The organism is Marinitoga okinawensis (genome assembly GCF_055387075.1).
Genome location: NZ_AP042422.1, coordinates 1,235,284 through 1,257,168, shown reverse-complemented (window position 1 = coordinate 1,257,168; position 21,885 = coordinate 1,235,284). Strand labels below are relative to the sequence as shown.

The 21,885-nt window shown below is 29.1% G+C and carries 26 protein-coding genes; all 26 read right to left on the bottom strand.

What is annotated here, in order from left to right:
- Positions 1 to 9 precede the first annotated feature (9 nt).
- The 26 genes from ACZ5CK_RS06240 to ACZ5CK_RS06115 all read right to left on the bottom strand — a co-directional run bounded on the left by ACZ5CK_RS06240 (position 10) and on the right by ACZ5CK_RS06115 (position 21,832).
- Positions 10 to 1,122 (bottom strand): NADH-quinone oxidoreductase subunit D, encoded by a 1,113-nt coding sequence (locus ACZ5CK_RS06240; protein ID WP_464580976.1) that lies wholly within the window; start codon positions 1,120 to 1,122, stop codon positions 10 to 12.
- On the bottom strand, positions 1,119 to 1,634 hold the full coding sequence (locus ACZ5CK_RS06235; RefSeq protein WP_464580975.1) for an NADH-quinone oxidoreductase subunit C: 516 nt from the start codon (positions 1,632 to 1,634) through the stop codon (positions 1,119 to 1,121). The genes ACZ5CK_RS06240 and ACZ5CK_RS06235 overlap by 4 nt, the downstream gene beginning before the upstream one ends.
- Positions 1,618 to 2,211, bottom strand: coding sequence for a NuoB/complex I 20 kDa subunit family protein (locus ACZ5CK_RS06230; protein WP_464580974.1), 594 nt, complete (start codon positions 2,209 to 2,211; stop codon positions 1,618 to 1,620). The genes ACZ5CK_RS06235 and ACZ5CK_RS06230 overlap by 17 nt, the downstream gene beginning before the upstream one ends.
- Positions 2,202 to 3,113 (bottom strand): respiratory chain complex I subunit 1 family protein, encoded by a 912-nt coding sequence (locus ACZ5CK_RS06225; RefSeq protein WP_464580973.1) that lies wholly within the window; start codon positions 3,111 to 3,113, stop codon positions 2,202 to 2,204. Before ACZ5CK_RS06225 ends, ACZ5CK_RS06230 begins: the two co-directional genes overlap by 10 nt.
- Positions 3,110 to 4,951, bottom strand: coding sequence for a proton-conducting transporter transmembrane domain-containing protein (locus ACZ5CK_RS06220; RefSeq protein WP_464580972.1), 1,842 nt, complete (start codon positions 4,949 to 4,951; stop codon positions 3,110 to 3,112). Before ACZ5CK_RS06220 ends, ACZ5CK_RS06225 begins: the two co-directional genes overlap by 4 nt.
- Before the next feature lies 1 nt (position 4,952).
- On the bottom strand, positions 4,953 to 6,353 hold the full coding sequence (locus ACZ5CK_RS06215; RefSeq protein ID WP_464580971.1) for a complex I subunit 5 family protein: 1,401 nt from the start codon (positions 6,351 to 6,353) through the stop codon (positions 4,953 to 4,955).
- Positions 6,346 to 6,690, bottom strand: a complete 345-nt coding sequence (locus ACZ5CK_RS06210) for a sodium:proton antiporter (protein ID WP_280998822.1) — start codon at positions 6,688 to 6,690, stop codon at positions 6,346 to 6,348. Before ACZ5CK_RS06210 ends, ACZ5CK_RS06215 begins: the two co-directional genes overlap by 8 nt.
- Positions 6,691 to 7,440: a Na(+)/H(+) antiporter subunit B gene (locus ACZ5CK_RS06205; protein ID WP_464582965.1), complete on the bottom strand. Its 750-nt coding sequence runs from the start codon at positions 7,438 to 7,440 to the stop codon at positions 6,691 to 6,693.
- Positions 7,440 to 7,685 (bottom strand): Na(+)/H(+) antiporter subunit B, encoded by a 246-nt coding sequence (locus ACZ5CK_RS06200; protein WP_464580970.1) that lies wholly within the window; start codon positions 7,683 to 7,685, stop codon positions 7,440 to 7,442. Before ACZ5CK_RS06200 ends, ACZ5CK_RS06205 begins: the two co-directional genes overlap by 1 nt.
- A complete protein-coding gene (mnhG, locus tag ACZ5CK_RS06195) occupies positions 7,672 to 8,013 on the bottom strand; it encodes a monovalent cation/H(+) antiporter subunit G (RefSeq protein ID WP_464580969.1) in 342 nt (113 codons plus the stop codon). Before mnhG ends, ACZ5CK_RS06200 begins: the two co-directional genes overlap by 14 nt.
- Positions 8,010 to 8,258 (bottom strand): cation:proton antiporter, encoded by a 249-nt coding sequence (locus tag ACZ5CK_RS06190; RefSeq protein ID WP_464580968.1) that lies wholly within the window; start codon positions 8,256 to 8,258, stop codon positions 8,010 to 8,012. Before ACZ5CK_RS06190 ends, mnhG begins: the two co-directional genes overlap by 4 nt.
- Positions 8,255 to 8,740: a Na+/H+ antiporter subunit E gene (locus ACZ5CK_RS06185; protein ID WP_464580967.1), complete on the bottom strand. Its 486-nt coding sequence runs from the start codon at positions 8,738 to 8,740 to the stop codon at positions 8,255 to 8,257. The genes ACZ5CK_RS06190 and ACZ5CK_RS06185 overlap by 4 nt, the downstream gene beginning before the upstream one ends.
- A gap of 70 nt (positions 8,741 to 8,810) precedes the next feature.
- Positions 8,811 to 9,131 carry an ArsR/SmtB family transcription factor gene (locus ACZ5CK_RS06180; RefSeq protein WP_464580966.1) on the bottom strand — a complete coding sequence of 107 codons (321 nt, stop codon included), beginning with the start codon at positions 9,129 to 9,131 and terminating at the stop codon, positions 8,811 to 8,813.
- 237 nt (positions 9,132 to 9,368) lie between these two features.
- Positions 9,369 to 10,994: a putative manganese-dependent inorganic diphosphatase gene (locus ACZ5CK_RS06175; RefSeq protein ID WP_464580965.1), complete on the bottom strand. Its 1,626-nt coding sequence runs from the start codon at positions 10,992 to 10,994 to the stop codon at positions 9,369 to 9,371.
- A gap of 89 nt (positions 10,995 to 11,083) precedes the next feature.
- Positions 11,084 to 11,428: a ferritin family protein gene (locus tag ACZ5CK_RS06170; protein WP_464580964.1), complete on the bottom strand. Its 345-nt coding sequence runs from the start codon at positions 11,426 to 11,428 to the stop codon at positions 11,084 to 11,086.
- 17 nt (positions 11,429 to 11,445) lie between these two features.
- Positions 11,446 to 11,835 carry a hypothetical protein gene (locus ACZ5CK_RS06165; RefSeq protein WP_464580963.1) on the bottom strand — a complete coding sequence of 130 codons (390 nt, stop codon included), beginning with the start codon at positions 11,833 to 11,835 and terminating at the stop codon, positions 11,446 to 11,448.
- 67 nt (positions 11,836 to 11,902) lie between these two features.
- Positions 11,903 to 12,328 (bottom strand): hypothetical protein, encoded by a 426-nt coding sequence (locus ACZ5CK_RS06160; RefSeq protein WP_464580962.1) that lies wholly within the window; start codon positions 12,326 to 12,328, stop codon positions 11,903 to 11,905.
- A 10-nt stretch (positions 12,329 to 12,338) separates the two neighbouring features.
- A complete protein-coding gene (locus tag ACZ5CK_RS06155; protein ID WP_464580961.1) occupies positions 12,339 to 14,072 on the bottom strand; it encodes an NADH-dependent [FeFe] hydrogenase, group A6 in 1,734 nt (577 codons plus the stop codon).
- Between the two features lie 14 nt (positions 14,073 to 14,086).
- Complete coding sequence (nuoF, locus tag ACZ5CK_RS06150) at positions 14,087 to 15,877, bottom strand: NADH-quinone oxidoreductase subunit NuoF (RefSeq protein ID WP_464580960.1); 1,791 nt, start codon at positions 15,875 to 15,877, stop codon at positions 14,087 to 14,089.
- Positions 15,878 to 15,889: 12 nt separating this feature from the next.
- The gene (locus ACZ5CK_RS06145; protein ID WP_464580959.1) at positions 15,890 to 16,288 is read right to left on the bottom strand and encodes a (2Fe-2S) ferredoxin domain-containing protein; all 399 of its coding nucleotides are present in this window, start codon (positions 16,286 to 16,288) and stop codon (positions 15,890 to 15,892) included.
- Between the two features lie 10 nt (positions 16,289 to 16,298).
- Complete coding sequence (locus tag ACZ5CK_RS06140; protein WP_464580958.1) at positions 16,299 to 16,808, bottom strand: NADH-quinone oxidoreductase subunit NuoE family protein; 510 nt, start codon at positions 16,806 to 16,808, stop codon at positions 16,299 to 16,301.
- 292 nt (positions 16,809 to 17,100) lie between these two features.
- Complete coding sequence (locus ACZ5CK_RS06135; RefSeq protein ID WP_464580957.1) at positions 17,101 to 18,204, bottom strand: GNAT family N-acetyltransferase; 1,104 nt, start codon at positions 18,202 to 18,204, stop codon at positions 17,101 to 17,103.
- The gene (locus ACZ5CK_RS06130) at positions 18,191 to 19,699 is read right to left on the bottom strand and encodes a YifB family Mg chelatase-like AAA ATPase (RefSeq protein WP_464580956.1); all 1,509 of its coding nucleotides are present in this window, start codon (positions 19,697 to 19,699) and stop codon (positions 18,191 to 18,193) included. The genes ACZ5CK_RS06135 and ACZ5CK_RS06130 overlap by 14 nt, the downstream gene beginning before the upstream one ends.
- Before the next feature lie 22 nt (positions 19,700 to 19,721).
- Positions 19,722 to 20,747, bottom strand: a complete 1,026-nt coding sequence (ltaE, locus tag ACZ5CK_RS06125) for a low-specificity L-threonine aldolase (protein WP_464580955.1) — start codon at positions 20,745 to 20,747, stop codon at positions 19,722 to 19,724.
- A 13-nt stretch (positions 20,748 to 20,760) separates the two neighbouring features.
- On the bottom strand, positions 20,761 to 21,261 hold the full coding sequence (locus ACZ5CK_RS06120; protein WP_464580954.1) for a 3H domain-containing protein: 501 nt from the start codon (positions 21,259 to 21,261) through the stop codon (positions 20,761 to 20,763).
- Entirely contained in the window at positions 21,245 to 21,832 is a 588-nt protein-coding gene (locus tag ACZ5CK_RS06115) for an HD domain-containing protein (protein WP_464580953.1), read from the bottom strand. The genes ACZ5CK_RS06120 and ACZ5CK_RS06115 overlap by 17 nt, the downstream gene beginning before the upstream one ends.
- Positions 21,833 to 21,885 lie beyond the last annotated feature (53 nt).

Sequence of the window (21,885 nt, the reverse complement as noted above, 5' to 3'; positions counted from 1 at the left end):
TCACCTCACCTACCTATCTATTTCTGGAGCACATACGCCCATAGTATCTAACCAGATTGCAACATCATCAAGTCTTGTGCCAGGTAAATACTTTTCAACACCTAATAATCCTTGTGGGTATGAAGCTCCTCTAACAGCAATTCTATATGGCATATTTGAACCATCAGATACAATATAATATCCATATTCACCACGAGCACATTCTATATGACTAAATACCTGACCTTTTGGAACTCTCCATCTTAATGCACTACCTCTTGAAATTCTTGCTCTTACTGGACCTTCTTTTGGCATTTTATCTAATACCTGTCTGATTATTCTAATACTTTGTTGTATTTCTTTATATTTTATGGTTAATCTTGTATATGCATCTGAATATGTAGCTGTTGGGACTTCAAACTCTACTTCATCATATCTTGCATATGGATCAACTTTTCTTATATCATATGGTTTTCCGGATGATGATCTTAATCCTATACCTGTAATGCCTAATTCCCAACAAACTTCTTCAGGTAAAATAATATTATCTACTGTTCTAGCTTGAACCATAGGATTTTTTAAGATTAAGTCATCATATTCTGGTAATCTTTTTTCTAAATAATCTAAGAAACTCTCAATTTGTTTTTCAATACCATTTGGTAAATCTTTTCTAACTCCTCCAGGAACAATATACATATGATAAACCCTTGCTCCTGTTATTTTTTCAAAAATATCTAATATTAAATCCCTGTCAGCGATAGCCCAGTTTGGACCTGTATATAATCCTGTAGGACCACCTATTCCACCTAATGCCATTAAATGATTTGCTATTCTTGCTAATTCTAAAATAATCATTCTTATCCAATGAGCTCTTTCTGGCACATCTACTTTAGCTAAAATTTCTACTCCTTGAGCATAAACCATTTCGTTTATATCAGGTTCAGGAACACAAATTCTTGGTATTAATGCAAGATTGTTCATCCACAATCTTCTTTCCATTAATTTTTCAAATCCACGATGAAGCATTCCAGGTAATGGTCTTGCTTTTTCTACAATATCACCATCTACATATAGATGAACACTAAAATTTCCATGCATACCAGGATGGTTAGGACCTAAAAATAATTTTACCTGTCTTTTCATTCTGCTTCACCTTCTTTCGGAATAAAATCAACTTTATATTCCCTTATATCAAATTTTTTCTTTGAATAAGCTAATGGGTCAAAATCTTTTCTCATTGGTGGTAAATCATCCCATAATTCAAGGAATAATTCTTTTTCATGATTTGGATTACCTTCAAATTCTACTCCAAAAAATTCATGAACGTCTCTTTCATACATTTCTGCACCAGGATAAATATTTATAATTGTTCTAAATTTAGGATTATCTCTATCAATTTTTGTTCTTGCTTGAATAGTTATTGAATTATCCCAATTCATTAGGACATATACTAGCTGAAATTTGTTTTCTTTTATCCAGTCTACACATGTAAGTATCGTTAATTGCTTCCAACCTTGAGATTTTAAATAAGCCAAAGCAGAATGTACTTCTTCATTTTTAAAATCTATAGCAATTTGATTCTTTTTTACTATTTCTGTATTTTCTGGATTAAATCTAGATTTTATATCCTCAATTATATTATTCATGGAATTCATCTTTTACATACACCTCCCCAAGGGCGCGAACCTGATTCTTTTTGTACCAATCATAGTATTTTTGATATCTTTTCCAACCAAGGGCTTCACCTTTTTTTATCATATCCATCAATTTTTTAAATCCACTCATTACAGCTTCTGGTCTTGGCATACATCCTGCTATATATAAATCAACTGGTAAATAATAGTCTAATCTGGAAATAACTGCGTATGAGTCATAATAAACTCCACCATTTAATGTACATGAACCAAAACCAACTACATACTTAGGATCTTGCATTTGTTCATAGGTATATATAATTCTTCTTAAAGTTTTTACACTTAAATATCCAGTTATTAATAAAACATCTGCTTGTCTTGGGGTAGCCATTGGAGCCATACCAATTCTTTCCATATCAAATCTTGATGTCATTGTTGGAGGCAATTCCATAGCTCCACAACCTGTACAATAGTGAAGCATCCAAATAGATTTACTTCTGAATATATTTCCAACTTTTTCCCAAAAAGTCAAAGTATCATTAAGGTCAATTTCATTTACATCAATTTCATTTATTTTTTCATTTTCATTTAAAGCCATATGCTCACCCCCAAACCGGTGAATATTATAATTGCTGTTTGAATAAATGCTAATGCTAATGGAACTTTATAATAAAATGCTACTAATTGATCAATCTTAAACCTTGCTACTACTGATGCAATCATTGTTGCTAAAATATAAACTACAAAATATTTTATTAAGAAAGTGATTATAGTTCCTCCACCCATAAATAAATTTACAAATAAGCCTACTTCTACAAAAGTTGCAAACTCATGTTGTAACATCAACATTCCTAAATGTTTTCCACCATATTCTACTAATGGACCGGATGCTATTTCAGCTGGAGCTATTGGCGTATCAAATGGTTTTTTACCTAACATGCCCATTAATGATATAAATCCAACAATTACTCCTAAAGGCATTCTGAACATATTCCATCCCATTATACCCATAGTTTGCTGTGCTTGAGCGATTGCATGAATAGAAGCTGTTTTATTTGCATATATTATTCCAAATACAGTCATAATATATGGTATTTCATATCCTAACATTTGAGTTAATGCTCTCATAACACCGATACTAGCCCATGGGTTTCCTGAGCCAACGGCACTCATAGCCATCCCCAAAGACCCTATTGCTAATAGATAAACTATAACAAAGAAGTTATCAAGGTTCTTGAAAACAACTAAATTTCCAGCAGGAACAAAAATTAATGTTGCAATTGTTCCACCTAAAGCCATTAATACACCAAAATCATATATAAATCCGTGTGATATTGAACTTTTACTCCACGCTTTAAATAAATCTATAAAATTCTGATACCAAGGAGATCCTATTCTTCTATGAATTCTGGCTGTAACCTTTCTTTGAATACCAGATAATGTAATTTGCCAAAAAAAGGCTAATAGTAATAAAGCTACAGCTAAAAAGAATGTGCTCATATTTTATCACCCCACATTATTATTACAGTCATTACTAACGAAATCCAAAATACAGTAAATGCAGGATTTTCATTAAAGAACCATGTTTTTACTAATTGTCCAAATTCGTGGAATCTCAATGCAATTGCATCATAAAATTTCTCTACTGAAGGATGATTTTTGTATAATCTTTCAAACGGAGCATAATAGTTTGATGAATAATGATATTTATCAGGGTCATAAATAAATTCTCCACCAGTATATGTATCCATTAAATCCACTGATTTTGCTTTTGGTAATACAAAATAAATTACAGCTGCAATAATAAAACCAATAGTAAATACGAGGGTTACAATCCATGAATCCCACATACCATTAGGAGTTAATATTTTAGTTCCATCAATTTGAAGTGGAGTTATTCCGATAGTTTCTTGTATTTTAGAAATATATCTTAACATTAATCCTGGATATACACCATATAATATAGTTAAACCAGACATGATTAACATTGGTAATTGCATCCAAAATGGTACTTCTTTTATTTCCTTATGTTTAGGAGATAATTGACCTAAAAATGCTCCAGCCAATGGTCTAAATACATACATAAATGATCCTACACTACCAAAAAATGCTGCAAAAGCGATGAACATATTTCCTTTTCTCAATAAGCCTTGATATATTAGCCATTTTGAAGCAAATCCACTCATTGGTGGTATACCAGCTAGTGAGATAATTGCAACCAAATATGCTGTAAAGGTTACAGGCATTCTTTTAATTAATCCACCCAGTTCAGATATTTTTGTAGTTCCAGTTCTATATGCTACTGCTGCAAATGAAAGGAACATTGCACCTGAAGCCATAGCGTGATTAAATACATGCATCATACCGCCTGCAAATCCTGTTTGATCAACCATAGCTAAACCTATTAAAATATATCCACTGTTACTTACTGTTGAATAAGCTATAAGTTTCTTTGCATCATCTTGTTTTATAGCCATTAATGTTCCGATGATAATACTAATTGCTCCAAGAATCATTAAAATATAGTTTTCATATGGATTATTTATTATATGTATATGATTTGCAAAAACCTTTGATGTTGGTAATACTGCAGTCATTAGAAATGCTACAAAACCACCCATTTTTACAAGACCACCTGATAATACAGGTGAGAATGTGTGTGGAGCATTACCATGAGCTATAGGTAACCATGTGTAGAATGGGAAAATACCCAATTTCGTTAGTCCTGCCATTACAATTAAAAAGAAGAATAACACTGCAAATTTAGGATCACTTGACATATTTTGAATATTTGATTGAATATCAAATGTTCCATATTTTACATTAAGCATTAAAACTGCGTATAGCATTGCAAAAGAACCTATTGTACTAATTCCATAATATACAACAGAAGCTCTTCTTGATTTACCTAAAGGAATAATAAACATTGATGACCAAACAACTAATTCCCAGAAAATAAATAAGGTTAAAAAGTCTTTTGCATAGAATACACCTAAAGTACCACCTAAAGATAATAAATAAAATAGGTTATATGCTGAAGGGTGTATTACTTTTTCCATCCAATATGGATTAAAGAATGAAACCATTGAATATACTAAAACCATTACAATAGAGAAAAACCATGCATAATTGGAAGTTACTAAATTTAATGAATAATTTCCATAATTAAAAACGTTAAATACTTCTCCTGATGAATCTTTTAGTGAATAAACATAAAATAAAGCTACTAAAGAAATAATTACAGTAAGCCATGCACCAGCTTTATTATTTGCTTTACTTACAAAATAAGTTACTAATCCGCCTAATAATATGAATAAAATTAATGTATTCAAAGCCATGTCACATCCCTCCCGGTATATTGGAAAGGTAATTGCTTATACCTTGTGTTATTAATTCTGGATTAATACTTACATAAATAATAAATAATCCTATAACAACTGCTAATACAGCATAAGCAAATGTGTTTTCCAAAGAAAGTTTTGTTGTATATTCATCTTTTGATTCTTTTCCTTCTTCTCCAGGATTCCATAATTTAACTAACATTCTAATATAATAAATTCCTTCTATTAAACTAGAGAATAAAATAAATGCTGGTAACCAATAGCTATTGATTTTAAATAAATTTGTTAAAGCAAATATTTTTACATAAAATCCATAGAATATTGGCAATCCTACTAATGATAATGCTGCTATACTAAAACCAAAACCTATTAATTTGTGTTTTTTAAATAAGCCTTGTAATTTTTCAACATTATCTGTTCCTGTATAAACATACATTGCACCAGCTATTGTAAACATTACTAATTTAGCAAATGCGTTATTAGCTACTTGCATCATAGCTCCACCAGTTATTCCAGCTAAAAATAATGTTGCGATTAATCCAGCTTGGCCAACACTTGAAAATGCTAATGTGCTTCTAATATTTTTTTGTGAAAATGCTGCTATTTCACCAAAAATAAATGTGGATACTGTTACTGCAAGCAATATAGTTTTTAATGTACCATCTAATGTAAATACATTTGTAAATAATCTTCCAAATACCATAATAGCTGCTGTTGCATATGCGGAAGCAAATATTCCACCATTTAAATCATTTGCATTTCCATAAACACCTTTAACCCATCCATTAAATGGAATCAATTTTGCTTCAACAGCAAAGCCTGCAAATATAAATGTGATTGATAATAAAAGTACATTGTTATTTACTAAGTGTAATTTTGATGCCATATCTGACATATTTAATGTTCCAACTGTTGAATATAAGAAGATAATACCTAATAAATATAAATTAGAACCTAAAGCACCTAAAATAATATAGTTGAATGTACCTTTATATTTTTTAGTCATTGTTGACATTATATATGCTGATATTGATGAAATTTCTAGAAATACAAATAAATTAAATAAATCTCCAGTTAATAACATACCATTTAATGATGCCAATGAAACTAATAATAAGGTTGAATATTTTTTTACTGATGGTAAAGAAGATACTACTGAGAATGCAAATACAATATTTAAAATTATTAATCCAAATATTGAATATTGGTCTGCAACTAAATTAATACCAAAAGGTGGTTTCCATCCACCAATGATAACTTCAGTTTCTTTAAGGAAGAATACAGATATTAAATTGAATAAAACTCCAAGAATTAGAAAACCCTTGTCTGCTTTTTTAAACATTACTGATAAAAATGCAAATAATAATGGTATCGCAATTAATAAGACAGGATTAATCATCGCTTTCACTCCCTATCTCGTCCATTTCCAAAGTTCCATGTTTTTCGTATATTTTCCTCACAACTGTTAAAGAAAGTGCTGTAACTCCAACACCAATTACAATAGCTGTAAGTACTAATGCTTGTGGCAATGGATCTACGAAATTATTGTTTGTTGATGTAGCGCCTTTAAATAAAATTGGAGCGATTCCATCTTTCACATAACCTGTTGAAACAATAAACAAGTTAACTCCAACTTCCAAAACATTTAAAGCTACTACTAATTTAATTAAGTTCTTTTGAGTTAATAATCCATATATTCCTATTAATATCAATCCAATAAATAAGTATTGTATCATTTATTTCCCCTCCTCTGAGAGAAAATCTGAGATTAAATTTGAAAGCTCAGATCCTACTTTTAATCCAACAAAGATGTATATTATTGGAACGATTCCAGCACTGAATAAGTTTCCTACAACTCCTGTTGGTAAGAAATTGTATAAGAAATAACCACCTAATGATAATCCTAACAAACCAAAAATCAAATATAAACTTCCAGCTGTACCTTCTAAGAATTTAAATGCTTTAACTTTAGTTTTGAATTCGTCATCTGAAATGTAAAATAATAATACAGCTGATGCAATCATAGAACCTCCTGGAAATCCACCACCAGGTGTTAAATGTCCATGAATGAAAATATATACGCCTGTAATTAATATTATTCCAGCAATAATTCTAACAGCTGATCTTAAAATGAAGTTGGGTGGTGTTTTGAATTTCATTCTTGATTTTCCACTTAATAATAATCCTACACCTAAAGCTGAAACAAATAATACTGTAACTTCTCCTAAAGTATCGAAAGATCTATAGTTGACAACTATTGATGTAACCATATTTGCTGAACCACTTTCTGCATCTTTAGTTTGATTATATATAACATCAGATTCGTTTCCATTAACATTCTTTTTTACAAATTTATTTGAAACTCTTTCTGATAATTTTACTTCTCCAAATTTTGGAAAGAGATTTCCATTACCAGTAGAATATAAATTTGAATAAATAAAAAATCCCAAAACACCAACTAATAATACTGCAATAACTCTTTTCATCATTTTTTATCACCAGCCTTTTTTAAAGAAAAAAGGGTAAAAATAAACACTGCAGTAACTAATCCTGAACCTATTACAGCTTCTGTAATAGCAACATCTGGAGCTTTCATAAATACAAATGAAACTACTGATAACATACTTAAAATAGATAAATAAATGATTGAATTTATTATTTTTTTGGATTCAATAGCCATGAATGCAAATATCAATAAAGCAAATCCAACAATAATTTCAATTATCTGCATTTTCATCACCTCTACTTTGGTAGAGTTCATCTAAATCATTTTTAACTACTTTAAATGGTTTTACACCATAAATATAAGAAGCTTTTGCTAAAACAGAACTTCCCACAGGGTTTGTAATTGTCAAAAATACTACAATTAATAAAGTTTTTATAAACCATTCTGGTTGAGCTATTCCTACGCCTAATACTAATGAAAAAGTTCCTAATGTTGTTGCTTTTGTTGCAGCTTGAAGCCTATTATATACATCTGGCATTCTATATAATCCTAAACCACCAAGAACATAAAATAGAGCACCTATTATCATTAATATATATCCTATAGCACTCATTTTTTCCCCTCCAAATAACGGGCAATAACAACTGTTTCTAAGAAGGATAAAGCCCCATAAACTAATGCAATGTCTAAATATAAATCACTTTTTAAAAGAAATGCTATAAAAACTATTGATCCTGTTATTATTACATTTAAAGTATCTACAGCTACTATTCTATCTGGAGTTGTAGGACCGAAAATTAATCTTAAAACAGAAAAAAATGCTCCTATAGTTATTAAAGTACCTATCAAAATATTCATCTGTAAATCCCTCCCAAAATTTTCTCAAATTTACCTGAGACATATTTTTGATATTCTTCGGGAGTTTCACCTTTTACATCAATCCAATGAATATAGATGTAGTCATCATCAGCATCAATAGATAAAGTACCAGGAGTTAATGTAATAGAATTTGCTAAAGTTAATTTTCCAACATTTCCTTTTAGTTTTGTTGGGATTTTTACAAAACCAGGATTTAAGGGTAATGATGGATTTAAAACCCTTGCTGCAACATCAAAATTCGCCTTTATCATTTCTACTATAAAAACTGGTACATAAACAAAAATGAAGACAAATAGTTTTGGTATAATTGTAAAATCAAAAGAATAGTCAACTACTTTTGAAATTACTCCAGCCAAAACTAGAGAAACTATCAAACCTGTGAGTAATTCAGCACTGCTAAATCCAGTTAAAGCAATCCATATAACCCACAGGGTTAAAAAAGTTGATAAATACTTTTTCAAAATACTCCCTCCTTTTAAAATAATATTTGTGAAAAAAATCGTTATTTAGCATAAAGTTTTTTTGAGAATACTATGTTCTTCTAATAATTTTATGTGCTTCATTTAATTCTTGTGAAATTATTCTTTTTCCATCGGATAAAAGTTCCAAAACTAACTTATGTTTTAGCTTACAATAAACAACATTTCCTTTTTTTTCTTTAGAAACAATACCATTTTCTTCTAATATTTTTAAATGCTGAGATATGCTAGATTGGCTTGCGTTTAATTTTTCTGTTAATTCTAAAACAGACAATTTTTTTTCGCTCAATAATTTTACTATTCTTAGTCTAATCGGATGTGATAAACTTTTAAAAACATTAGATATTAATTTACAGTCATCCAATAATATCATCTCCCTAATAAAATTTAACGGAAAAAGAATATTAGAAAATTCTAATATTATTATAATACAAAAACTTCAATTGCTAAAATAAAGATTTGTACTTATAATTATAAATAATTCTTTCTAATTACTTTTAATTGATGATAGTCAAGAAAAAATGTAAAAAAATAAAAAAGAGCGTTTTTTACGCTCTTTAATTGTATCTTTACACATGCTTAAATACAGATATTTTTTATCGTATTTAAATTATATATTTCTTAATATCAATGGCATAATTTGTTTTTTTCTAGAGACAACTCTTTTTAAGAATACTATTTTTTCTTCAAAATTTGTTTTAAATACTTTTTCTGCTAATTTATATTGTCCCGCAGAAAAAATATATGATCCTTCGTTTAATACATCAGTTAATAAAAATAAAAATAAAACATAGTTTCTTTCTTTAGCTATTTTTTCCATTTCTTGAATAATTTTTTCTTTCTTATTCAATATATTTGTAGGGTCAATAACTTCAATCTGAGAAACTGCAATTAATCCTCTAGATAATCTTGTTTCTTTAAGGTCTATAGTTAAAATTTCTTTTTCAGTATAACCTTCAAGATTTGTTTTTGCTTTATACATTTCAATTCCATAATTATAATAATCTATATTAAAAAACTCTGAAATTTCTTCTACTACTTTTTTATCTTCAGAAGTTGTAGTAGGAGATTTTAACATCATAGTATCTGATAAAATAGCTGATATCATTAATCCAGCTATTTCATTAGGAGGAATAACATTATTTTTTTTATAAAGATCCCATATAATGGTATTTGTGCAACCTACAGGTCTTATATGTGCTGTAATAGGTAGACCTGTTTCTAGTCCTCCTAATCTATGATGATCGACAATTTCTAATATCTCTGCTTCTTCTATTCCTTCAACTGTTTGGGATTTTTCAGAATGATCTACTAATATTACTTTCTTTGTTTTTGGTTTAATTAAATCATGCCTTGTAATAATTCCTTCTATCTTTCCATTTTCATTTACAACTGTAGCTATACCTTTTTTATCTTGCATTAATTCTTCTTCAAAATCTTTTAAAATTTCTTCAGGATGTGTTGTAAGAGGATTTTTTTCCATAATTCTTTCAGCGTGGGTGCTTAATCTTAATAATCTTCCAGTTACATACGTTGGATGAGGGGATACTACAATAGGAACTTTCTTTTTCTTTGCTAATTCTATTATCTCTTCATCTGGAAGAAAATTTCCTGTTATTATTAAACAACTAACTTCTTTTTCAATAGCTATTTTCTGAACATCTTTTCTATTTCCCGTAATTAACACATCATTTTTCTTAACATATCTTGTTACTTCTTCTGAAGTCATAGCCCCAATAATTGGACAACCTTTTAACTTTTTATTTTCATCTCCAACTATTAATTTTCCATTCATTGTTTTTATTACATCTTTTACTTTTGGTGGATTTTCTTCTAAAGAAAAGTTTTGAATTTCATTTAAAAAATATCTTGCTATTTCTCTTTCTGTAACTAAGCCTTTTAAAATATTATTATCATCTACTATAGGTATACTTTTTATATGTTTTTCTATCATTTTGTTTCCTATTTCATATATTGTTGCTTCAATATTGGATGTGATTACATTTTTCATCATAGCATCTTTTACCTGTATATATACATGTTCCAATAATTCTGGTTTTTTTATATTAAAATATTTTAATACAAATTCACTTTCAGGATTTAAATTTCCTAATCGAAAAGGAATATATTCATTTTCTTTATCTATTTGATTTTTTAAATATGCGTATGTAATAGCGGAAGTTATACTATCAGTATCTGGCCTTTGATGTCCAAATACATAAATTTTATTATCCATATTTCTCCTCCATATTAAATTTAACGGAGATATTATATCATAAATTAAAATATTTTCAAATAATAAACCGACACCATCTATGATGTCGGTTATTCATCAAATTTTTCCAATTCTCTGTTGAAAACACCTTCTTTTTCCAGTTTTTCCAGTTCTTCTTCAACTTCTTTTGCACCTTCTTCATAATACTTTTCCTCTTCTGGATCTAATTCTTTTAATAATCTTAAAAATTCTCCAGCATGTATTCTTTCTTCATTTGCAATATCTATCAATACTTCTTTTGCTAAAACATTATCTGTGGATTCAGCTAATTGCATATATAATTGAACAGCTTCATATTCTGCTGCAATCATATATCTAATAGCTCTAACTAATTCTTCGTTTGTAAGTTTTCTATCTGATTTTAATCCTGAAAATGGATTTGCAAATTCTGGCATTTAATTCCCTCCTCTCTTTAGTTATTTTCGCCAAATAAAATGGTAATACTTGCATCTTTAGTTAAATTTATATGCTTTGTTGCATCAGGGGTTGTAGTCCATAGTTGAGTTACATCATCACCTGATTTGTAATTTGTATATACTTTTAGTATATATTCACCAGGTTCTAAATTTTCAATTTTAAAATAATCATTATGAGTATTTCCTTCATTACCAATATCATAACCCTTTATTTCACCGTTTTGAAAAGCTCCGATAACAAAAGGAGACCACCAATCGCCTAGTTCCCCATTGCCATAATCATCTTTAAAATATCCTTCAATATAGAATGTTTGAGTGTTTAATAGGGTACAACTTGCAAATAAAAAAGTTAATAATACTAATAAGATATAAATACTTTTTTTCATATTATCACCTCCAGTTAAAATTATATCACAAAAAAATAAAAAAATGATGGCTAATTGCCATCATTTTTTAAGGTATATCTATTATCAATAAATAAATGTTATCAGGATTGTTTTTATTTATTATTTCCTCAAAATACTTATAATCATCGATATGTTCAAATTCATTGCCGTCATGATAAACTAATCTCCATTCTTCTGGATAAGCATATGAACCATTTTCATACCTTTTTATATTTTCCTTCAATTGATTTAAAATGTAATCATCTTCAGGAACTTTTCCATCAAATCTTTCTATCATGTTTTCTGAAGCCTTTTTTAATCCTTTATACATAGAAATCATTTCTTTTACAGTATCTTCAAATAGATTTTTTTCTTTTGAATAATTTATACAAGATGAAACATTATGATTTCCATATCTTGAAGCTCTTTTTGATGCTTCGAAAAGAACTTTTTCTTTATTATCTGAAACTAATATTAAACCATATGTATACATCTTTACCCCCTTATAACCATTCTCGTTCAAAATATTTTGTATGTAATAAGTGATGAGCCTTTTCGCTTAATGGTTTTTCTAAGAATTCATCATAAATTTTCTTAATTGATGGGTTTTCATGCGATTTTCTAATTGGTTTGTTTTTATCAATTTTATTAATTGCTTCAATTCTCTTTTTAATAATGTTAAAATCGCCATGGTGATATGGTTGTCCTCCACCACCAACACATCCTCCAGGACATGCCATTACTTCAATCATATGTACTTCAATTTTTCCTTCTTGAATATCTTCCAATAATTTTCTTACATTACCTAATCCATGAGCTATACCCACTCTAATAGTTGTTCCTTTTATATCAACTTCGGCAATTCTTATACCTTCGTAACCTCTAACTGCTTCGAAATCTACATTCTTTAGTTCTTCTCCAGTGATCCATTCATATGCAGTTCTTAAAGCAGCTTCAGCAACACCACCAGTTCTACCAAATATGTCAGCAGCACCTGTTGATTCGCCTAAAGGACTATCATATTCTTCTTCTGGCAAGTTTTGGAAATTAATACCAGATTCTCTAATCATGTCTGCTAATTCTCTTGTTGTAATTACATAATCAACATCTTGATATCCAGAGTCCCTTAATTCTTCTCTATTTGCCTCATATTTTTTTGCTAAACATGGCATTACAGATACTACTATAATATCTTTTGGATCAATTCCAGCTTTTTGTGCGTAATATGTTTTAGCTACAGTACCAAACATTTGTTGAGGAGATTTAGCTGTTGAAGGCATATCTAATAAATTTGGGAATTGATGTTCTAAAAATTTAACCCATCCTGGACAACAACTTGTTAACATAGGTAAATATCCACCATTTTCCAATCTTTCTTTAAATTCTGAAGCTTCTTCCATAATTGTTAAATCAGCAGCAAAATTAGTATCAAAGATTTTATCAAATCCTAGAACTCTTAAAGCAGCAACTAATTTCCCAGTTGAAATAGTTCCAGGTTCATAACCGAATTCTTCACCAATTGCAACTCTAACTGCAGGAGCTGTTTGAACAACTACATGCTTTTTAGGATCTTCTATTACATCCCATACTTGATCTATATAAGATCTTTCCACCAATGCACCAGTTGGACATACGGCAACACATTGACCACAGAAAGTACAAGCTGTGCTTTCTAAAGACCAATCAAATGTTGGTTTTACGACAGCGTCAAAACCTCTATCTACAGCCGACAATACACCTACTGTTTGAAATTCATTACACATTGTCTCACATCTTCGGCACATAACACATTTATTTGGATCTCTTATTATAGCTGCTGATATATCTTTTTTATGTGAAGACATTTTGCCAAAATAAGGATTATTATGAATGTTTAATTCAGCTGCTAAATCTTGTAATTCACATTCTCCATTTTTAGGGCATTTTAAACAATCTTGTGGATGATCAGATAATAGTAGTTGTACAGCAGTTCTTCTTGCTTGAATAGCTCTTCTTGAATGTGTTTTTACAACCATACCTTCAGAAACAGGAGTGGCACATGCTGGAGCTAAATTTCTTCTTCCTTCTACTTCAACAACACATACTCTACATGAAGCTGGTTTATTCTCAATTCCAATATCTTCTAATTTCATATAACATAATGTTGGAACGTAACCTCCAACTGCTTTTACAGCATCTAAAACAGTATAATTTTCAGGAACTTCAATTTCTTTACAATTTATAGTGATTTTTGGCATATTTTTCCTCCTCCCTATATCTTTTCAATAGCGCCAAATCTACATGTTGCATAACAAGCGCCACATTTAATACATTTTTCTTGGTCTATTTCATGAGGATTTTTAATCGATCCACTAATAGCTTCGACTGGACAAACTCTCGCACAAGCAGTACATCCTACGCATTTTTCTTTATCTATTTTATATGTAATCAAATTTTTACATACACCTGCAGGACAAGTTTTATCTAATACGTGTGCTTCATATTCGTCTCTGAAATAATGCATTGTAGATAATATAGGGTTAGGTGATGTTTGCCCTAAACCACATAAAGCAGAATCTTTTATTGTTTCTCCTAATGTTTTCATTCTATCCAAATCTTCAATTGTAGCTCTACCAGATGTTATTTTATCTAATATTTCTAATAATCTTACATTTCCAATTCTACATGGAGTGCATTTTCCGCATGATTCTTCAACAGAAAATTGTAGATAAAACTTAGCCACATCAACCATACACGTATCTTCATCCATTACTATCATACCGCCAGAACCCATCATGGAACCTAAAGCAGTCAATGTATCAAAATCTATTGGAGTTTCTAAATACTCTGCAGGAATACATCCACCAGATGGCCCGCCAGTTTGTACGGCTTTAAATTTCTTATTATTTCTAATACCACCGCCTATATCAAATATAACCTCTCTTAATGTTGTACCCATAGGAACTTCTACTAAACCAACATTATTTACCTTACCAGCTAAAGCAAAAACTTTTGTTCCTGGAGAATTTGCTGTACCAAGTGTTCTAAACCATTTTGCTCCTTTTAATATAATAGGTGCAATATTTGCTAAAGTTTCAACATTATTGATTATAGTTGGTTTTCCCCATAAACCTTTATTAGCTGGGAATGGTGGTTTGGTTCTAGGTTCGCCTCTATATCCTTCTATAGAAGCCAATAATGCAGTTTCTTCACCACATACAAAGGCTCCAGCGCCTAATCTAATTTTCAAATCAAAAGAAAAATTAGTTCCAAATATATTTTTTCCCAATAAACCATATTCTTTTGCTTGATTAATAGCATTTTTTAATCTTTTTACGGCTAAAGGATATTCAGCTCTAATGTATACATATCCTTGATTTGCTCCGATTGCATAAGCTGCTATTGCCATTCCTTCAATAACTGAATGCGGATCACCTTCTAAAACAGATCTATCCATAAATGCTCCAGGATCTCCTTCATCAGCATTACATACTACATACTTAATATCTCCTTCAGCTTTTTGTGCGAAACCCCATTTTAGTCCAGTTGGGAATCCACCACCACCTCTACCTCTTAATCCAGATTCGCGTATTTCTTTAACAACTTCTTCTGGAGTCATAGATAGAGCTTTAGCCAAAGCTTGATAACCATCATTAGCAATATATTCATCAATATCCTCAGGGTTTATTAAACCTGCGTTTCTTAGAGCAACCCTAATTTGCTTTTTATAAAAAGGCATTTTTTTAGATTCATCAATTTTTTCATTTTTTGATGGTTCAATATATAAAAGTCTTTCAACTTTTCTACCCTTTATTATATGTTCATTTACTAATTCTTCTGCATCATCAGGAGTAACTCTAACATAAAATGTATTATCAGGTAAAAATTTTACAATAGGTCCTTGTTCACAAAAGCCAAAACATCCAGTTCTAACCACTTGCACATCATTTTCTAAGTTCTTCTCTTTTATTAATTTTTCAATATTTTCTTTTATTAATTCACTTTTAGAGGAGGTACAACCTGTACCACCACATATCAAAACATGATATTTATATGATGACATTTTTTTCCCTCCTTATTCGTTAATAGAAGTATGTGTTTCACCAATAATAGAATCTTGTAATAATTCTCCATTCAAAATGTGTTTTTCTATCAATTCTCTTGCTTTATCTCCTTTTATTTTTCCATATAATATGGGTTCTTTTCCAGGTTCTACAACTTCAACCGTTGGTTCAGCATGACAATATCCCATGCAACCAGTTTGTATAACTCTTATATTATCTAAACCTTTTTCCTCTATAACTTCTAACAATTTTTCAAAAGTTTCCTTTGCACCTGCAGCAATTCCACAAGTTCCCATTGCTACTTTTAATGTAATTAAATTTTCTTTATCAGAAATTTTTCGTAAAGATAATTTTTCTTTAGCCTTTTCTTTTTGTTTTATCAAGTCTTCCAAACTTCTTATTTTAGGCATATTATCCCTCCTATTCCTCTTTAGCTTTTTCTCTATATTCTTTTATTAATTTTTTAACGTCTTTTTTAGTTAATCTCCCATGAACTTCATTACCAATCATTACAACTGGAGCTAATCCACATGCACCAACACATCTAACAGCATGCAAACTAAAAAGACCATCACTTGTTGTTTCATCTTCTCTTATCCCAAGTTGTTTTTTGAATTCTTCTAAAATTTCTCCTGAACCTCTAACATAACAAGCAGTACCTAAACAAATGCTAATAGGGAATTTACCTTTTGGTTTCATTGAAAAGAAATTATAAAAAGTAACTACACCATATACATCAGATGCATGCACGTCTAATTTTTTAGCTATCAATTTTTGAACTTCAATTGGTAGATAACCAATTATTTCTTGGGCTTTATGCAAAACATGTATTAAATAACTTCTTTTAACAACTTTATCTTTACCCTCTAAACCCAATGAATCAATATAATCCTCAACTTCTTTAAATTTGCTTTCAAGTTCTACGGACATTCCGTTCCCTCCTTGACTAATAAAATTTATATACAGTTTATATATATATTTGATAAATAGATATTTTTTTCACAAATTATATTAAAAAAATATGTATAAAATTTTAAATAAGATAAAAATAGTCGCAATTAATTATTTTTTTCACAATTTATATCGAAAATAAAAAACTTCCATTTCATTATACTAAAAAATAGTTTAATTTAAAAGAATACTTTGACATATATAAAAAGGAAATGTTAAACATTGGTTACGTCACAAAAATAACCTTTTTTAATTTTTGCGTATATTAATATTATGTTGAAAAATATAAATCAGGTTCTGTTATAATTCCCATAAATAATATATCATAATATTTACCATCAATATATGCGGCTTCTTTTCTAGCTCCTTCTTCTTGAAATCCTATTTTTTTATATAAATTTATAGCATTTTTATTATTTGAAAATACCTCAAGTTCTAATCTATGTATTTTAGGATTTTCAAGACACCATAATAAATGATTATTAAGCATAGTAGTTGCTATGCCCATATTTCTAAATTCTTCTAAAACACTTATTCCTAATTTTGCAGTTCTTTCCAATCTAGCTCTATTAATATTCCAATATATATCAGAATTACCGATTATTCTATCTTTATATTTTGCAATTAAAATTCTTAATCCAAAATTTTCCTTTGATAATTCAATTATATTTTTAAAATCTTTTGTAGTTTTATCGAATTCATCTAATTGTGTTGCTAATGTTTTAGAATTTTTAAATACTTTTTCATAAAATTCTATCAGTTTTCCAGCATCATTTATCGTAGGAGAGGTTAAATATATTCCAAAACTATTCATTCTATATAGAAAAAATTTTTTTGTTATACTTCTTTTAGATTCGTTAAGCCATTTAAATAATATTTTTTGATTTGTATAAGCATTAATATGATAGTATTTTTCATTTATAAAAGAAGAAATATCATTTAAGGTTTGTAAAATCAAATTAATGTTATCAACGCTATAAAAAATAAATTCAACAATGTTATCTTTCATTATATAAAAGGCTAAGAGTTTTTCCTCATATTTTAAATATCTAATTACATAATCTTTTTTATAAAAAGTTATTAAATCATGTATTGTAAAAGGAATTATTGATTTTTTTGATAATTCTATAAATTCATAAATTAAATCATTGTTTAACTCAAAATTTGAAAAGGTTTTATTTTCTGTATTTTTTTCTATTTGAAATATGACCATATCTCCAAGATAATTCAAATAGTAATCCTCAATCTTTACTTCCGAAAAGAAGTAAAGATATCTTTTAGGTATTTTTTCTATAGAATCGAGAATTTCTATAAAATCTTTATCATTTTTAATTTTGAAAAATATATCACCATAAAAATTTTTATATATTTTCATCACCTCTAAATTGAAAAGCTTCGGCAACATCTTCGATTGTAACATTTTTATTTGATTTTAAGTCGGCTATAGTTCTTGAAACCTTTAGTATTCTATTCACACCTCTTCCAGTCATCTTATATTTTTTTGCAGCAGATTTTAAAAATTCTTCAGCATCATTTTCTAAAAATATATACTTTTTAACTTCTTTTTGAGAGAGCTTTCCATTTAATTTTCCCTGCCTATTTATCTGTATTTTACTAGCAATCGCTACACGTTCTCTAATAGATTTAGATTTTTCCTCTGTGCTATCTTTAAAAATTTCTTCTATCTTTACTCTTGGTATGTTAATTCTTATATCTATTCTGTCTTTTATTGGACCAGAAATTTTTTTATTATAGTTATTTATTTGCAATATTGAGCATGTGCATTCATGTTCAGGATCTCCATAATAACCACAGGGACAAGGATTTTGAGCTGCAACCAACATGAATTTGGCGGGGTATGTAGCGACTAATTTTGCTCTAGAAATGGTAACTATACCATCTTCCATTGGTTGTCGCAATGATTCAATAACATCATTTCTAAATTCAGGAAATTCATCTAAAAACAAAACTCCATTATTTGCTAAACTCACTTCTCCAGGCTTTGCTTCAGATCCCCCACCTATTATTGAAGCTGTGGATGCAGAATGATGAGGTGCTCTAAATGGCCTTTTATATATAATTTTATTTAAATATCCATATATTGAATAAATTTTTGTAGATTCTATTATTTCATCATGAGTCATTTTAGGCAATATTGTAGGTATTCTGCGTGCAATCATAGTTTTCCCAGAACCAGGACTGCCTTTCATTAAAATATTATGAAAACCGGCGGCAGCTATTTCAGCAGCTCTTTTAGCAAAGAATTGTCCTTTTATATCAGAAAAATCTAAATCTTCATTTTCATCTTCATTATATATATTTTTAGGATTTGATTTGTATGTAGTTCTATCTTCTTCATTAGAAATTTTGACTATATCACTTAGTTTTTCTATGACATATATTTCTCTGTTTTTAATAAATAATGATTCTTCCTCATTTTCTTTAGGGATAATAAATTTAGCGTCCTTATTACTATTTGCAATCTCCAAAAGAAATAGAGTAATTCCTGGAATTCCTCTAATTTCACCATTTAAGCCAATTTCCCCAAAGATATAATAGTTATCAATTTCCATATTTATTTGTTTTGAAGCTAATAATATTGAAATTGCTATTGGTAAATCAAAATGGGTACCTTGTTTTTTTATATTGCTTGGAGCAAGATTAACTGTAACATTACCATTTGGAAAAGTAAAACCTGAATTCCTAATAGCACTGTAAACTCTTTTTTGACTTTCTAATATAGCAGTATTTGGCATTCCAACTATTTTAAAAATTTGTTGTGTAGCTTTTGAATTGATATCAACTTCAACAATAATTGGTTTTACTTCAAAACCGGATATATAAGCACTATTGACTTTTGAATATTTCACCCTCAATCCCCCTTGAATATTGTTATTTTATAAAGTATTTTTCTATTAATTTTATAGTTTTATCAATATCTTCTTTTTTTATCCAATAATGAGTAACAAAGCGATATATTCCTTCATCAGGTGGATTAATTTTTACTCCATTATTTTTCATGAAAGAAATAAAATCTTTATCAATAAAGTCTTTTTTGATTTTAAAAAATACCATATTGATTTCTACTTTTTCAATAATATCAATAAAATCAAATTCAGATAATTTTTCAGCTAAATACTTTGCTTTTTCATGATCTTCATGTAATCTAAATCTCATTTTTTCCAGTGCAACTATTCCAGCAGCGGCTAAAATTCCCGCTTGCCTCATTCCACCACCCATTATTTTTCTTCTTTTTTTAGCTTTATCAATAAATTGTTTATTACCTACAACAATAGATCCTACTGGGGCACATAATCCTTTTGACAAACAAAAATTTATAGAATCAGCATATTTAGAAATTTCTTTTGGATCAACTTTTAAAGTTGTTGCAGCATTAAATATTCTTGCACCATCTAAATGTATTGGAACATTATATTTGTCAGCAATTTTTCTTATTTTATCAAAATTTGATAAAGGTATAACTCTACCATTGGAATGGGCATTTTCAAGACAAATTAATCCAGTTTTCGGGAAATGGATATCTTCTATTTTTCTGATTTTACTTTCAACTTCTTCTGGGGGTAAGGCACCTCTATCTGAATTTATGGTTCTTAATTGAACTCCAGCGATAATTGAAGCGGCTCCTGCTTCATGTTGAACTATATGGCAATCATCTCCGACAATTACTTCATTGCCTCTTTCACAGTGTGTAAAAATAGATAGTTGATTACCAAATGTTCCACTTGGAACAAATAATCCTGCATCTTTTCCTAATATCTTTGCTGCCATTTTTTCAAGTTTTTTTATTGTAGGATCTTCATCATACACATCATCTCCAACTTCTGCTTCACACATAACTTTTCTCATTTCTTCAGTTGGTTCAGTGACAGTATCACTTCTTAAGTCAATAAATTTCATATTATCCCCCCGTTTATGATAAATCTAATATCAAATATTTTTTTATTGCTTTTTTTACTTCCTCAAAAGTTTTTTCATCTTTAACTTCTATTGTGTGAATATGTATTCCTTCTGATAATTCCAATAAAGGAGTGGCATGTGTGGTTTTTAATAGGCTCATAAATTTTATTACATCATTTACTGTTTTTACATCTATTCTACCTTTTATTTCACCATATAAAGGATGTTCTACAATTACATCTAACACTGTTCCGCCAGCATTTACAATAGAAAAGAGCTCATCCTCAATCTCATTAGAAGAATGTTTTACAGCAATCATTTTTCTGATACCTTTTTCTCTTTCTAATATATAACCATCTCTTGTAGAAGCGATTTTATGTCCTTCTGTCTTTAATTTTGAAATATATTGAATGATCATTTGTCTGCTTACACCTATTTTTTCTGCCAATTCTTTTCCTTTTATAGGCTCTTCAGAATCCATTAATATTTCTAATATTTTATTTTTCTTTTCCATGATACACCTCATAATATAATTCTTTTTCTAAACCATTAACAAAATTTTCTACAATTTTTGCTTTTTCATTAGCAAGTTTTTTTGCGGTATCTGTATGCATTAAATCTTTTAATTTTAAAATTTTTGCATAAAAATGTTTTATTCTTTCATCTATGTTGTCGCCATTTCTATGCATAAAAACTCTAGAAATTCCAATATATCCTAGCGCATCTAATTTATCTGCATCTTGTAAAATTTTAGCTTCTAAGGTGTTTGGAATTATATTATTACTAAATCTATGTGTTTTTATACAATATGAAACATCTCTGTATTTTGAGTAATTAATGCTTTTCAGATAAGTTTCGGCTCTTACTGCACCTTCTAAAGCATGGTCCTTTATTTTTCCCTTTAATTCATCTGGTCTCGCTATATCATGTAAAAAAGCTGATATAACTACAACTTCAACGTCTGCATTTTCTTTAATAGCAATGAGTTCAGCTGTTTTGGTTACTCTTAAAATATGTCCAATATCATGAGTATGATCATATTCCAATTCCTTTATATAATTAAAGACTATATTTATGTAATTCATATATTTCCCCACATTCTAATTTAAATTTATCTTAATTATAACATATGATTTTA